The organism is Desulfovibrio sp. DV (genome assembly GCF_001936595.1).
Classification (GTDB): Bacteria; Desulfobacterota; Desulfovibrionia; order Desulfovibrionales; family Desulfovibrionaceae; genus Solidesulfovibrio.
Window position 1 is genome coordinate 20,590 of the sequence record NZ_MLBG01000001.1, and the last position, 13,648, is coordinate 34,237.

At 62.1% G+C, this 13,648-nt stretch carries 12 protein-coding genes; 5 read left to right on the top strand and 7 right to left on the bottom strand.

Annotation, left to right across the window (positions count from 1 at the left end; translation table 11 throughout):
- Positions 1–32 precede the first annotated feature (32 nt).
- Complete coding sequence (locus DVDV_RS00085; protein ID WP_175577029.1) at positions 33–1,337, bottom strand: methyl-accepting chemotaxis protein; 1,305 nt, start codon at positions 1,335–1,337, stop codon at positions 33–35.
- Here DVDV_RS00085 and DVDV_RS22595 point away from each other — a divergent pair.
- The 5 genes from DVDV_RS22595 to moaC all read left to right on the top strand — a co-directional run bounded on the left by DVDV_RS22595 (position 1,332) and on the right by moaC (position 4,550).
- Positions 1,332–1,793 carry a hypothetical protein gene (locus tag DVDV_RS22595; RefSeq protein WP_175577030.1) on the top strand — a complete coding sequence of 154 codons (462 nt, stop codon included), beginning with the start codon at positions 1,332–1,334 and terminating at the stop codon, positions 1,791–1,793. The two genes, DVDV_RS00085 and DVDV_RS22595, sit on opposite strands and share 6 nt — an antisense overlap.
- Before the next feature lie 480 nt (positions 1,794–2,273).
- Positions 2,274–2,498, top strand: coding sequence for a DNA-directed RNA polymerase subunit omega (gene rpoZ / locus DVDV_RS00090; protein WP_043638743.1), 225 nt, complete (start codon positions 2,274–2,276; stop codon positions 2,496–2,498).
- A gap of 8 nt (positions 2,499–2,506) precedes the next feature.
- A complete protein-coding gene (dnaJ, locus tag DVDV_RS00095) occupies positions 2,507–3,616 on the top strand; it encodes a molecular chaperone DnaJ (protein WP_075352710.1) in 1,110 nt (369 codons plus the stop codon).
- 1 nt (position 3,617) lies between these two features.
- Positions 3,618–4,031 (top strand): tetratricopeptide repeat protein, encoded by a 414-nt coding sequence (locus DVDV_RS00100; RefSeq protein WP_075352711.1) that lies wholly within the window; start codon positions 3,618–3,620, stop codon positions 4,029–4,031.
- A 6-nt stretch (positions 4,032–4,037) separates the two neighbouring features.
- Entirely contained in the window at positions 4,038–4,550 is a 513-nt protein-coding gene (gene moaC, locus DVDV_RS00105; RefSeq protein ID WP_075352712.1) for a cyclic pyranopterin monophosphate synthase MoaC, read from the top strand.
- 183 nt (positions 4,551–4,733) lie between these two features.
- On the opposite strand, the gene DVDV_RS00110 is transcribed toward moaC, so the two are convergent.
- The 6 genes from DVDV_RS00110 to DVDV_RS00135 all read right to left on the bottom strand — a co-directional run bounded on the left by DVDV_RS00110 (position 4,734) and on the right by DVDV_RS00135 (position 13,625).
- Complete coding sequence (locus DVDV_RS00110; protein ID WP_075352713.1) at positions 4,734–5,639, bottom strand: hypothetical protein; 906 nt, start codon at positions 5,637–5,639, stop codon at positions 4,734–4,736.
- 136 nt (positions 5,640–5,775) lie between these two features.
- The gene (gene ldhH, locus DVDV_RS00115) at positions 5,776–7,935 is read right to left on the bottom strand and encodes an L-lactate dehydrogenase (quinone) large subunit LdhH (protein WP_075352714.1); all 2,160 of its coding nucleotides are present in this window, start codon (positions 7,933–7,935) and stop codon (positions 5,776–5,778) included.
- A complete protein-coding gene (locus DVDV_RS00120; protein WP_075352715.1) occupies positions 7,936–8,559 on the bottom strand; it encodes a lactate utilization protein in 624 nt (207 codons plus the stop codon).
- Between the two features lie 92 nt (positions 8,560–8,651).
- The gene (locus DVDV_RS00125) at positions 8,652–10,286 is read right to left on the bottom strand and encodes an L-lactate permease (RefSeq protein ID WP_075352716.1); all 1,635 of its coding nucleotides are present in this window, start codon (positions 10,284–10,286) and stop codon (positions 8,652–8,654) included.
- A 144-nt stretch (positions 10,287–10,430) separates the two neighbouring features.
- Positions 10,431–11,495, bottom strand: a complete 1,065-nt coding sequence (locus tag DVDV_RS00130; protein WP_075352717.1) for a phosphotransacetylase family protein — start codon at positions 11,493–11,495, stop codon at positions 10,431–10,433.
- 24 nt (positions 11,496–11,519) lie between these two features.
- Positions 11,520–13,625, bottom strand: a complete 2,106-nt coding sequence (locus tag DVDV_RS00135) for an acetate--CoA ligase family protein (RefSeq protein WP_075352718.1) — start codon at positions 13,623–13,625, stop codon at positions 11,520–11,522.
- Positions 13,626–13,648 lie beyond the last annotated feature (23 nt).

The following is a 13,648-nucleotide window of genomic DNA, read 5'->3' on the forward strand; positions in this document are numbered from 1 at the left end:
CCCGGCGGGGAAGCGCCGGTCTCTCGCGTTTCTCAGGAAAGCGCGCGTCTGCCGGTCTTTGCGTCTTGCCTGTCGCCCTGCATCTCCATGATCAGCCGTTTGAGCACATCGACCTGGCGGGTGCAGTCTCCGACAATATGGGCGGACTCGCCCATGGCCTCGGAGGTCTGGGCGGAGATCGTGTTGATATCGTCAATCGTCCGTTTGATCTCTTCGCTGGTCGATGCCTGCTGCTCCGAGGCCGTGGCAATGGCCCGCACCTGATCGGTCGTCAGATCGACCAGGGAAACGATGGCCTCCAGGGCCTCTCCGGAGGTGTTGGCCAGATCCGTGGCGGTATTGATCATGCTGTAGGATTTTTCGACGTTGGCGATGTTGTCCTGGGCGCCGGACTGGATGCCGCTGATGGCAGCTCCCACTTCCTTGGTGGCGGTCATGGTTTTTTCCGCCAGTTTCCGCACTTCGTCGGCCACGACCGCAAACCCACGGCCGGCGTCGCCGGCCCGGGCCGCTTCGATGGCGGCATTCAAGGCCAATAGGTTGGTCTGGTCGGCGATATCGGAGATGACGCCGAGGATCGTGCCGATTCCCTCGGCCCGCTGCCCAAGGGCCGTCATGCTGGACTTGAGGCCCAGGACCTGATTTTGCACCTCAGCGATGCTCACAACGGCCTGGGTGACGATCTGAGCGCCGTTTTGGGCCTTGCGTCTGGCGGAATTCGCGGTTTCAGCCGCCTGGGAGGCGTTTTTCGTCACATCGAGCACGGTCGCGTTCATTTGGTCCATGGCCGTGGCCGTGGCATCGATGCGATGCGCCTGTTCCCGGGCACCCTGGTTGGACTGCTCGATCATGGCGGTCAGCTTTTCAAATCCCGCAGAAACGACCGCTACGACTTCCTCCAGTTGGGAGGCGGCCTGCAGCAGGGCATTGCGGACTTCCTCGGCCCGCCGGGTTTCAGCGGCAGCGGTTTCCAGAGCCTGTTGGGCCTTTTGGGCCTCCACAGTCGCTTCGGTGGTTTTAAGCGCAGCCTGGCCCATTTTTTCCTTGAGCCCGGCAACCATGTTGCGCATGGCGTCAGCCAGCCGGGCCACTTCATCCGAACCGGTCACGGCCAGCGGAGCGTCGAGTTGCCCGGAGTCCACGGCCTTGGCAAAGGTCAGGCTCTTGTTGAGCGGTCCGGTTATGGTCCGGATAATGATGCTGGACAGGGTGGTGAGGATGACAAAGGCGAGGCTGATGACCAGGATGATGCGCAGTCGGACATCGGCGTACAGGCCGCGTGACTCCTGGGTGGCCTGCTCCTGGATGGCGTCGCTGCGGGCTGAGATGTCATGCACGATAGCGTCGAGGGCCTGGGTGGGCTCACGGTCGATGCCGGCGACAAGCGCATCGACTTTTTTCCCGGCAGCCGCGTCGCTGGCATCGAATTGTTTCAAGGCCGCCAAGTATTTTTCATGCAACAGACTATGGACCCGGATAGTTTTTTCAACGCTATCCGTTGGAATTCCAATTTGTTGCATGGTTGTCGCCAGGGCTTGCAGCGTGGCCAGAACGACAGCATGTTCATCATTAAACAAGGCCGTATATTTTGTGTATTGGGCAGTATCATTGCCCCGGAGCAGCATATTCTTCCATTCCTGGACCTGCTTTTTGAATGCGACTTGCGCCGAGCGCGCCTGATTGACGGCAAGGGTTATGCGGGAGAAGTTGCCGATTTGAATGTTTTCAGACGCATTCATTCGGGAAATGCCCTGGAGACTGTATATTCCAAGAATTGCAAGGAACAGGATTGACGCGCCGAGAAGAATGAAAAGGCGGGTCTTGATTGTTAAATGGGTCAATTTCATGGGAGTTGCCCTGCAATGTGTGTTGAGGCCGGTTTCTGAGAGTGGGACTAAAAAAACACAGACAGCAGTTTTGTCAAGTTGATCCTTGTTTTTTGTGGGCCGGATTCAATTCGTCTTGTTGGATAACAGACGAAAGCGAAGGAAATTGGGACATTGTATTGTTGGCATGGCGCGGTGGCCGCGGTCTCGCGGCAGCAGGCTCCCGCTGCCGGGGCCTTTGAAGGGACGGCAGGTTGGGCTTGACTCCTAACGGACGATGGAATACCAGTCAATGTTTCGCGTTGGAATTCAATCGTCCGACCAGCTGGGCCAACCCGGCCGATCAGGGGGAAGGCCCCTTGACGCGGCGAAATAACGTCTTACCAGGGTAGCGCAACCGCGCACCGGCAACACGTCCTACCGCATCCAACGTGCAAGGAGAATCGCATGGCGCGTATCACCGTTGAAGATTGCCTGGAAAAAATCAACAACCGCTTCCTCATCGTGCAGATGGCCATCAAGCGGGTGCACCAGTATCGTGAAGGCTATGAGCCGCTGGTCGAGTGCAAGAACAAGGAAGTCGTCACCGCCCTGCGGGAGATTGCTGCCGGCGAAGTGTTGCCGGCCGAGTCCATTGTGGAAGCGGGCGTCGTGCTTCCTGAAAACAACTAGAAGAAACAATGCCCCGGGATTATTACGAAATTCTCGGCGTTGAACGCGACGCCGACGAGGAAACGATCAAGAAGGCCTATCGTCAGCAGGCCTTCAAGTTCCACCCCGACCGCAACCAGGACGATCCCGAGGCCGAGTCCAAGTTCAAGGAAGCGGCCGAGGCCTACGAGGTGTTGCGCAACCCGGAAAACCGGGCCCGCTATGACCGTTTCGGCCATGAAGGCATGGGTGGCAACGGGTTTGGCGGTTTTGGCAGCACTGACGACGTGTTCAGTGCGTTTTCCGATATTTTCGGGGAGTTTTTCGGCTTCAGCGGCCGCACCTCGCGTGGTCCCCGGCCCCAGGCCGGAAACGATCTGCGCTACGACCTGACCGTGCCCTTCCGCGATGCGGCCAAGGGGACCGAGGTCACGCTAAAAATTCCCAAAAACGTCCAGTGCCACGTCTGCAACGGTTCCGGGGCCGAGCCCGGCACCTCGGCCGAGACCTGCCAGCAGTGCGGCGGGGCCGGTCAGGTGATCCAGAGCCAGGGCTTTTTCCGCATCGCCGTCGCCTGCCCGGTCTGCCGGGGCGAGGGCCGCGTGATCGCCACGCCCTGCAAGGAGTGCCGCGGCCGGGGCATCACCCGCCAGACCCGGGAACTCAAGGTCCGCGTGCCGGCCGGCGTGGACGACGGCAGCCGCCTGCGCCTTCGCGGCGAGGGCGACCCGGGACTGCACGGCGGTCCTCCCGGCGACCTTTATGTCATCCTCCATGTGGAGCAGGACAAGGTCTTTGAACGCCAGGGCCAGGATCTCCTCTACCGTCAGGACATCACCTTTGTTCAGGCCGCCCTTGGCCACAAGATCGAGGTGCCGACCCTGGACGGCGAGGAGTCCATGGAAATCCCCAAGGGCACCCAGAGCGGGGAGGTCTTTTCCCTGCGCGGCCTGGGACTGCCCATACCGGGGTCCAGCCGTCGGGGCGATCTGCTCGTCCATGTGACGGTGGTGACGCCGCGCGGGCTGACCAAGAAGCAGGAAGAGCTTTTGCGCGAGTTCGAGTCCCTCGACGAGCAAAAGCCCATGAAAAAAGTGAAGAGTTTCTTTCGCAAAGCCAAAGAGGCCATGGGGAACTGAAATGGGTAATCGCATCCGTACGGCGCTGCTGCTTCTGGGGCTCGTCCTGGCTTTTCCGGCCATGGCCCAGGCTGATCCGACCCAGGATTACGGCGAAGGCATGGCCGCTGCCACCAAGGGCGATATGAACACGGCCATTGCGGCCTTTAGCCGCATCATTGCCAATCCGGCGGTGGATGCCAAGAACCTAGCCAGCGCCTACAACCTGCGCGGCATGTGCCATGAGGCCAAACAGGACCTGCAGCTCGCCCTGGCCGACTACACCAAGGCGGTGGAGACCGACGCCAAATTGGCCGAGGCCTATGGCAACCGAGCCCTGCTGTATGTGAAGCTTGGCGACGAGGCCAAGGCCCGGGAAGACGCCACCGCCGCCAAGCGCATCGACCGCAAGGTCAAAGTCCCGGACTTCAAGTAGGCAGTCATGAGCGAAGGCTTTACCCACATCGACGCCGAAGGCCGCACCCGCATGGTGGATGTCGGCGGCAAGTCCAAGACGCGCCGTCTGGCCATTGCCGGCTGCGAGGTGCGCCTCTCCGCTGCAACCATGGCCCTTCTCGCCACTGCCGCCCTGCCCAAGGGCGATGCCCTGGCCACGGCCAAGATCGCCGGCATCATGGCGGCCAAGCGCACCTCCGATCTGATTCCCCTGTGCCATCCCCTGCCCCTGGCCTTTGCCGACGTGCGTTTCGACGTGGACCGAGCGGCGGCCATCGTCCGGGTGGAAGCCGAGGCCTCCACCACCGCCGAGACGGGCGTTGAGATGGAAGCCCTGGCTGCGGCCTCGGTTGCGGCGCTCACCATCTATGACATGTGCAAGGCCGTGCAAAAGGACATCGTCATCGGCGAAATCCGGCTGCTCTACAAGGCCGGCGGCAAATCCGGCGTCTTTGTGTCGCCGCACTGGCCGGCCGGTCGTCCCTTCCCGGACGCCTGATTCGAGCTTTTTGGTCCGCATTGTGAGAAACGCCCGGGAGACGCAAGTCCCCGGGCGTTTCCCGTTGGTGGTCAGATCTCCGTCACCCCGGATGACGGCCCCTTGTGTCTGCGATTTCAGGCCACCCAGACAAGCCTATGGCCCTTGCGTCCGGTCGAAGGCGCGACAGTGGCCGGCGTGTCGTTATCTGGTGGCTGAAAACTCTCTTTCGCTGATGACAGCGGACAATTTTTCCACATCAGACAGGATTTTCGCCTGGAGCAACCGTTTGCGGCCCATGGAGAGGGCCGCCGCCTCGACATTGGTATTCTCCCGGGAAAGGGCGACAACGACCTGATTGAGCTCCCAGAAGGCGGCATACGCGGCTTGGCCCTGGCGGGCGGCTTCCCGAAGGCTGGCATCTCCATCCGGCAACCGGCCAAGCTCCGCCAACGCAGTGCGTGCGATCTGGTTGGCATCGCCAATGGACGCCTCCAGGGCATCCATGCCGGCGGCCGTGCTTTCATCGATATGCCGGGGGTGCAGGGCCAGGATGGACAGGGCGGCGGTGATCACCCGCGAGGCGTCCTTGGACGCGGCACAGTTCTGGCTGTCGATGATGGGGCCAAGGGCCTGTTGCAGACGCAGGACGGCCTGGGACGCCTCGCTGCGCGACAATTGGGCGGCGCGCACATTGGTATTGCGGCCAAGCAGTCCAAGCAGGGCGTCATAGGTGGCAGAGAGTTCCTTGAAATCGCTGGAGACGATGTTCAGTGCTTCGATTTCCTTCGTATTTTTGCCTTGTTGCACCAGTCCATCCAGGGTGCCCAGCTGTTCTGTGCCGGCGGCAAGGGCCTCGCGTGTGGTTGCGGCATAGGCCTTGGCATCGGCCTCGACGGGTGAGAGCAGGACATTATTTTCGGCATCCGAGGCCAGGAGCAGGCTCTGTTGCAGCTTGCCGACAAGGCGCTGTTTTTCAACAAGCGCATGGAGGTTGGCGCGGACATTGTCGCCGGAACAGCCCGCAAGACAGCCAATTGCCAGGACGCCCAGGGTAACGACGGCTGCGAAGGATCGAAGCCGAGGGAAGCTCGGTCTGGGGTAGTGCATACGTCCTCCTTGGGACTTGAACTGTTTCGTCCAGTACGCCGGGCTGCCCGTCGATACAAGGGCTTCGGCTTACCCACCATAAAAAAGGCCGCGACACGGGGCGCGGCCTTGGACAGGGCGAAACGGAAGGCTGCCCCTATTTGCGCTTGAGGCGCTCGGCCAGATACTCGGCCACGTGGCGTACCTCAAAGGGGGTCTTGTCGTGTTCGAAGCCGCCGCGGATCTGCATGATGCAACCCGGGCAGTCGGTGGCCATGGCAGTTGCGCCGGTGGCCTTGAGGTTGTTGATCTTTTTGGTCAGCAGTTCCTTGGACAGTTCCGGAAACTTTACCGAGAAGGTGCCGCCAAAGCCGCAGCACACGTCCTCCTCTTCGGCCGGCACGTATTCCAGCCCGGCAACGCCAAGGAGCGCCCGGGGAGCTTCGGTCACGCCAAGGCCCCGGCACAGGTGGCAGGGGGCGTGGTAGGTGACCTTTTTCTCCGGCCCGGCAAAGGCCTCATCGGTGATGCCGAGCACGTCGCGCACAAACGAGCTGAAGTCGATGACCCGGTGGGCGAACTGGGCGGCCTTGTAGGCCATGGCCGGATCATCGGCGAAAAGCCGCTTGTAGCCGTGTTTGAGGTACGAGGCGCAGGAGGCGCACATGGTCACGATGTAGTCGAAATCCTGGGCGTCGATGGCGTTCATGTTGTGGGCGGCCAGTTCCCGGCCGGCCTTTTTCTCGCCCATCATCATCAGCGGCAGGCCGCAGCAGGACTGGCCCATGGGATATTCCAAGGCCACGCCCTTCTTGGTGGCAATGACCGACACCGCCGCTTCCATCTGCTCGGGATAGACAAAGTCCTGCACGCAGCCGGAGAACAGCGCCACCCGGAGGTTGGCCCCGGTCACATGCGGCTTGATCTTTTCCCAGCGATCCCGGAAGGCTTCGTCGGCCACGGCCGGGAGAGCCCGGAAATCCTGGTCCTTGAACAGGAACATGGGCAGGTGGCGCAGATAGGGCGTGCCGCCGGTGACCGGCTTTTGCAGCAACCTGGCGGACTTGAGCATGGTGTGGAAGAGCTTGCGGTTTTTAAGCACCTGCCCGGCCACCGAGGAATAGAGCGGATGGCCTTCTTCGTCCTGGATGCGGGCGTGGACTTCCTTGATCAGGGTCGGCAGATCGATGCCGGCGGCACACACGGCCTTGCAGGCCCCGCAGTTGAGGCAGTTCTGCACAAGGTTCTTGGCCGCCTCCCGACCGTGGAAGAAGTAGGTGGCCACCAGCCCGATGGCTCCGATGTAGATGTGGCCGTACTTGTGTCCGCCGACCAGCCGGTAGATGGGGCAGACGTTGGCGCAGGCCCCGCAGCGGATGCAGCGCAGCACCTGCTTGAATTCCGGGTCCTTGGCCATGGCCATACGGCCGTTGTCCAAAAAGACCACGTGCTTGACCTTCTTGCCTTCCGGGCCGACTTCGCAGGGCACGGCTCCGGTGATCCAGGTGACATAGGAGGTGATGGCCTGGCCGGTGGCGTTTTTGGGCAGGCAGCGGATGATGCGCAGGGCGTCGTGCAGGGTCGGCATGAGCTTGTCGATGCCGGCCAGGGCCACATGGACCCGCGGCAGGGTGGTGGTCAGCCGGCCGTTGCCTTCGTTGGTGATGAGTCCAATGGTGCCGGTGGCGGCGATGGCGAAGTTGGCGCCGGAGATGCCCATGTCGGCCTGGCAGAATTTGGGGCGCAGTTCGCGCCGGGCCACCTTGACCAGCTTTTGGATGTCCACATCCTGCTGTTTCTGGGTGACTTCGGAGAAGAGGTCGGCCACCTGGTAGCGGGACAGGTGGATGGCCGGCATGACCATGTGGGTCGGGCCTTCATGGCGCAGTTGGATGATCCATTCGCCAAGGTCGGTTTCCGTGACTTCCAGGCCCTCGGCCTCGAGGTGGTCGTTTAAGTGCGTCTCCTCGGCCGTCATGGACTTGGACTTGACGATGGTCTTGACGTTATTTTCCTTGGCGATGCGGGCGATGATCTCATTGGCCTCGTGGGCGGTGGCGGCCAGATGGACCGTGGTGCCGGCGGCTTCGGCGTGGCGCTTGAACTCCTGGAAAAGCTCTTCCAGCTGGTCGATGGCCACGTCCTTGGCGGCGGCGATCTCGGCGATCAACTCCGGGGCGTCGATGCCGGCAAAGGCGTTGGCCCGGGAGGTGCGGTAGGCCACGGCGAACTTGTCGAGGGCCTGGCGCTGAAATTCATTGTCCAGAGCTTCGCGCAGCTGCTGGCGATACTCTTTGAGGGTGGTGGCGTCTTGCATCTACTTGTCCTCCAGGATGAGGATGTGCAGTTCCAGCGGGCCGTGCACGCCAAGAGCCAGCACCCGTTCGATGTCGGCGGTACGGCTGGGGCCGGTGACAAAGGCCGTGTAGTCGGGCTGGGCCATCCATTCGACGAGTTTCGGTTCCAGGGCGTAGGAATCGGCCACGATGGACGAGGCCGGCAGCACGGCGATGTGGATTTCGGCCACCATGCTGGCCAGACGCACTTCCTCGCTCATCGAGCGCACAACGACCGTGCCGGTTTCGGCAATGCCGGCAACGGCCATGGTCAGGCCGATGTCGATGCCGCCCAGGCGCGAGCGCATCCCCGAGGTGATCAGGCTGATGCCCTTTTCGGCGCACAGGCCGGAGAGCGTCTCCATGGCCTCGGCCGGCATTTGCGGCGCGCAGATGATTTTTTCCTGTTTGGTTTCACACAGGGCTTCGGCCGTGCCGGACAGGGGGGCGTCACAGCCCGAAGCCAGGATCTGGCAGGCCTCTTTGCCCACGCACACGTCGGTCACATAGGCCATGGCTTCGTCCATGGAAGCGACGGGCCGCACCACGGCCGAGACCAGGGAGGCCTTTTGCGTCAGCAGTTCGACCAGATTGGGGGTCGTCATGGGAACCTCTCTTTCGTCGGATGGCGTAAAAGGCACGGCCGGCGACGCAGGACGCGCAGCCGGCCGTACCTGGGTCTATGCGCGGTTTAAGGTTACGGCAGCATCCACTTCAGGGCGTAGGCCTGCAGCAAGGTCAGCACGGCGACAAAGCCGAGCATGGCCAGGGAGTGGGGCAGGGTGAAGCGGAAGATGTCGCCTTCCTTGCCCACCATGTTCGAGGCCGCGGTGGCCACGGAGATGGACTGGGGCGAGATCATCTTGCCGGTAACACCACCGGAGGAGTTGGCGGCCACGGTCAGGTGCGGGTCGACGCCGATCTGCTGGGCGGTCGTCTTTTGCAGCGAACCGAACAGGGCGTTGGACGAGGTGTCCGAACCGGTCAGGAACACGCCCAGCCAGCCGAGGATCGGCGAGAAGAACGGGAACAGCGCGCCGGAGGCGGCAAAGGCCAGACCCATGGACGAGCTCATGCCCGAGTAGTTCATGATGTAGGCCAGGCCCAGGATCATGGCGATGGTGGCGATGGGCCAGCGCAGCTGCTTGATGGTGCGAAGCAGGCAGGCAAAGCCCTTGCCGAAGCCATAGCCGGGCATGAAGAGGATGGAGATCAGGCCGGCAAACAGGATGGCCGTGCCCGGGGTGGACAGCAGGTTGAGGTTGAAAACGGCCGGATACGGGGTATCCTTGGCCACGATGGGGACGGTTTTCATGACCAGGTTATGCAGGCCCGGCCACTCGAACTTCATGAGGAAGATCTTGTCCAAAATGGCCTTGAAGGAATCGATGCCCCAGAAAAAGACCATGACGGCCAGGATGATGTAGGGAAGCCAGGCGCGGAAGATCTCGCCGCCCGAGAATTCCGAGGCCACGACGCGGCTGGCCGCCGGCGGCTCGTCCGGGAAGTGCCAGGTCTGCTTGGGCTTCCAGACCTTGAGGAACAGGCCAAGGCCGATGATGGTGACGATGGCCGAGATGATGTCGGGCAGGTAGGGGCCGACGTAGTTGGAGACCAGGAACTGGGAACCGGCAAAGCACACACCGGCGATGATGACGGCCGGCAGGATTTCCATGGTGCGCTTGAAGCCGCACATGGTCACCGAGATCCACATCGGGACGATGATGGACAGGAAGGGCAACTGGCGACCGCAGATGGCGCTGATCTTCATCATGTCGAGGTCGGTGACCTTGGCCGCGACCACGATGGGGATGCCGATGGCGCCGAAGGCGACCGGCGCGGTGTTGGCGATCAGGCAGATGCCGGCGGCGTAGAGCGGGTTGAAGCCAAGGCCCACCAGCATGGCGGCGGTGATGGCCACGGGCGTGCCGAAGCCGGCCGTGCCTTCAATGAAGGAGCCGAAGGCGAAAGCGATGAAAATGGCCTGGAGCCGACGGTCGTCGGTGATCTGGGCCAGGGAGTTTTTGATGATGTTGAATTCGCCGGACTCGACCGTCATGTTGTAGACCCAGATGGCGGTGATGACGATCCAGACGATGGGGAAAAGGCCGAAGGCCGCACCGTAGAGGGTGGCGCCGATGGCCAGATCAGCCGGCATGTTCCAGGCGAAAATGGACAGCAGCACGGCCACGGCCGTGGCGGCAAAGGCAGCTTTGTGGCCGGCCATGCGTTTGACCGCCAGCATGAAGAAGAGAATGTACAAGGGAATGCCCGCGACCAACGCGGACATGGCCACGCTCCCCAGCGGTTGGTACTGTTGGACCCACGACATTGTCTCACGCTCCTTTTGGTTGGAAATTAGACCAGCCGCTCCCGGTCCCATCGCCGCGAGGGATCGGGGTGCGAGCCAAACCGCTTTATCGGACAGGGCCTCCCGGAACGGGACCGTGAGCGCGCTCCGGGAGGGCCGTGCCTGCTACAGGCCGAGGTTCTTTTTAAGCAACGCCATGTTGACCGCCTGCTGGACGATCTTGGTGCCGTGCTCGATGCGCGACCGGTCACGCAGCTTTTCCCGGGTAAGCATGAGCTCCATCTTCTTGGCCACGGAGAAGGTGTCGTCGCGCACCACGATGACGGGCACGCCCTTGTCTTCGGCTTTGGCCAGGATCATGTCGTTGGGATAGAGATTGCCGGTTAAGATCAGGGCCGAGCAGTTGCCTTCCAGGGCCACGAGCTGCAAATCGGACCGGTCACCGCCGCACAGGATGGCCACGTCTTTCTGGCGCTTGAAAAAGGTCACGAAGTTTTCGATCTGCATGGTGCCGATCAGGAAATTGACCACCAGTTTGTCGGTCTTGGGGGCGGCGGTGACGAGGCGGCCGCCAAGGCCCACGGCCAGATCCGAGGCGCGCACGGCGAACATGATGGGATCGTGGGGCACGATGCCAAGGACGTCCACGCCCCGGCGCTTGAGGAACGGGGTGATGAGCGTTTCGGCTTCCTCGCGGAAGTGTTCGGGCACGTCGTTTAAGATGACGCCGACCAGATCGTCGCCCAGGGCCTCCTTGGCGGCGGCCAGATAGTCGTAGTTGTATTCCTGGAGATAGCGGTCGACCAGGATGACCTTGGCGCCCATGGCCTGGCTCACGGTCACGCCGTCCACGCCGCAGTATTTGCCGGAGTAGAGGAAGCTGCCCGAGCCGCCGACCAGCATGAGGTCCTTGTCTGCGGAAAGTTTTTTATAGCTGTCGACGATGCCCGGCAACAGATTGGCGCAGTCTTCGAGGAAGGCCCGCATCCGGAAATCGCGGGTGATGACCACCGGGGTGACCAGGGACGGGTCTTCGGACAGGCCCAGGGCCTGCTGCATGAAGTAGGCGTCCTCGTCGCCGATCTGGTTGCCGATCTTGTGGGGCACGGCGCCGATGGGCTTCATGTAGCCGATACGCTGCCCTTCGCGCTGGAAATGCTGTCCCAGGGCCAGGGTGACGAGGTTTTTTCCCGAATATCCCTGGGTGGACCCAATGTAGAGACCGATCATAGGATTGTTCCTCCTGGGTTCGTTTTAGGCGGAAAGCGTGATGCGCACGTCGGCCACGACGGCCTTCTCGGAATTGACCAACACCGGGTTGAACTCGGCTTCGAGGATTTCCGGGAAATCCAGGGCCAGTTCGGACATGGTGAGCAGGATGTCCTCAATGGCCTGGAAGTTGACCGGCTGTTCGCCGCGCACACCCTTGAGCAACATGTAGGATTTGATCTCGCGGATGATGCCCTTGGCGTCGTCACGGCCAAGAGGAGCCAGCCGGAAAGCGATATCCTTGAGTATTTCCACGTAGATGCCGCCCAGGCCGAACATCAGGAGCGGCCCGAACTGATCGTCGCGCTTAAAGCCGATGATGATTTCCTTGCAGCCTTTGGGAGCCATTTCCTGGACCAGACAGCCGGCGATATACGCCTCGGGACGCATCCGCTGGGCCCGGGCCGTGATGTCGAAGAAGGCGTTTTTGACGGCTTCGGCATCGATCAGGTTCACTTTGACGCCGCCGACATCGGACTTGTGCGAGATTTGCGGCGAGGCGATTTTGAGGACCACCGGGTAGCCGATCTTCTCGGCTGCGGCCACGGCTTCGTCGGAGGACCGGGCCAGGGCGGTGTTGGGAGTGGGCAGATTGTAGGCCCGAAGGACTTCCTGAGCCTGGAATTCCACCACTTCGGTTGCGCCCTTGGACCGGGCCTCATTGATGACGAGGCGGGCCTTTTGGCGGTTGCGCTTGATGGCCGGGTATTCCTGGGCCGGGGTCTGCCGCCACAGGTAGTAGTTGTACATGGTCTCGATGCTGGCAATGAGCGGCTCCGGGTAGATGGAGCAGGGGATGCCGGCTTCGGTCAGCCGCTTCTGGCCCGGGCGCGTGCGCATACCACCCATGTAGTTGACGAAGATGGGCTTTTTGGTGGTCTTGGCCACGTCGATGATGGCCTCGGCCGTTTCCATGATCTCAGCTGAGGCCGTGGGGGTCAAAAGCACCAGGATGGAGTGGACCTGGGGATCCTCGACCACCACTTCCAGGGTCTTGCGATAGCGTTCGGCCGGGGCGTCGCCGATGAGGTCGACGGGGTTGTACAACGAGGCGTAGGGCGGCAGGAACTCCTTTAAGCGGTCGATGGTGGAGTTGGAAAGCCGCGCCATGTTGAGGCTGGATTTTTCCGTGGCGTCGGCGGCCAGGATGCCGGGACCGCCGGAGTTGGTGACGATGCAAAGGCCCGGGCCTTCAGGCAGGGGCTGGGTGGAAAAGGCCTGGGCCAGATCGAACAGGGTGGCCATGTCGGCCGCCCGGATGACGCCGGTCTTGCGGAAGGCGGCGGAGTAGGCCTGGTCCGAGCCGGCAATGGCGCCGGTGTGGGAGGAGGCGGCCTTGGCGCCGGCGGCGGTGGTGCCGGACTTGATCATGATGACCGGCTTTTCCCGGGTCACCTTGGCGGCCTGTTCGATGAAGTCTGCGCCATGCTCGACGTTTTCAATGTAGCCGAGGATGACCGACGTGTTGGGGTCGGTGCGCAGATACTCAAGCATGTTGGCTTCGTTGATGACAGCCTTGTTGCCGAGCGAAACGAACTTGGAGAAACCGATATTTTCGCCCAGGGCCCAGTCGAGGATGGCGGTGCAAAGCGCTCCGGACTGGGAGAAAAAGGCGATGGAGCCTTCGGCGGGATAGCCGGCGGCAAAAGAGGCGTTGTTGTGGTCCTGGGTGCTGATGAGTCCCAGGCAGTTGGGACCGACCATGGCGATTTCATGCTCGGTGCAAAGCTCGATCAGGCGCTGCTCCAGGGCATAGCCTTCCTTGCCCACTTCCTTGAAACCCGCGGTGATGATGATGACGGCCCGGACCTTGCGTTCGATCAGGGCGTCCATGGCCGGCAGCACGGCAGCCACGGGCACGACGATGACGGCCAGATCGAGGCCTTCCGGCAGATCCTTGATGTTCTTCGTCACCGGCAGGCCGAGAATCTCGTCTGCCTTGGGGTTTACAGGAATGAGCGTACCCGAGTACCCGGCCTCCAGCATGTTGGCCACGACCGTATAGCCGACCTTGCCCGGGGCTGTTGAGGCCCCGATGACGGCTACGGTTTTGGGCGCAAACAGCGCGTGAATGTTCTCTTTCAAACTCATTCGGCTACCTCGCTCGCCAGTTG

Bases quoted from the DNA above. Each gene is read 5' to 3' on its own strand.
- DVDV_RS22595 (WP_175577030.1), top strand. From the start codon at position 1,332: ATGCACGATAGCGTCGAGGGCCTGGGTGGGCTCACGGTCGATGCCGGC.
- rpoZ (WP_043638743.1), top strand. From the start codon at position 2,274: ATGGCGCGTATCACCGTTGAAGATTGCCTGGAAAAAATCAACAACCGC.
- dnaJ (WP_075352710.1), top strand. From the start codon at position 2,507: ATGCCCCGGGATTATTACGAAATTCTCGGCGTTGAACGCGACGCCGAC.
- DVDV_RS00100 (WP_075352711.1), top strand. From the start codon at position 3,618: ATGGGTAATCGCATCCGTACGGCGCTGCTGCTTCTGGGGCTCGTCCTG.
- moaC (WP_075352712.1), top strand. From the start codon at position 4,038: ATGAGCGAAGGCTTTACCCACATCGACGCCGAAGGCCGCACCCGCATG.
- DVDV_RS00110 (WP_075352713.1), bottom strand. From the start codon at position 5,639: ATGCACTACCCCAGACCGAGCTTCCCTCGGCTTCGATCCTTCGCAGCC.
- ldhH (WP_075352714.1), bottom strand. From the start codon at position 7,935: ATGCAAGACGCCACCACCCTCAAAGAGTATCGCCAGCAGCTGCGCGAA.
- DVDV_RS00120 (WP_075352715.1), bottom strand. From the start codon at position 8,559: ATGACGACCCCCAATCTGGTCGAACTGCTGACGCAAAAGGCCTCCCTG.
- DVDV_RS00125 (WP_075352716.1), bottom strand. From the start codon at position 10,286: ATGTCGTGGGTCCAACAGTACCAACCGCTGGGGAGCGTGGCCATGTCC.
- DVDV_RS00130 (WP_075352717.1), bottom strand. From the start codon at position 11,495: ATGATCGGTCTCTACATTGGGTCCACCCAGGGATATTCGGGAAAAAAC.
- DVDV_RS00135 (WP_075352718.1), bottom strand. From the start codon at position 13,625: ATGAGTTTGAAAGAGAACATTCACGCGCTGTTTGCGCCCAAAACCGTA.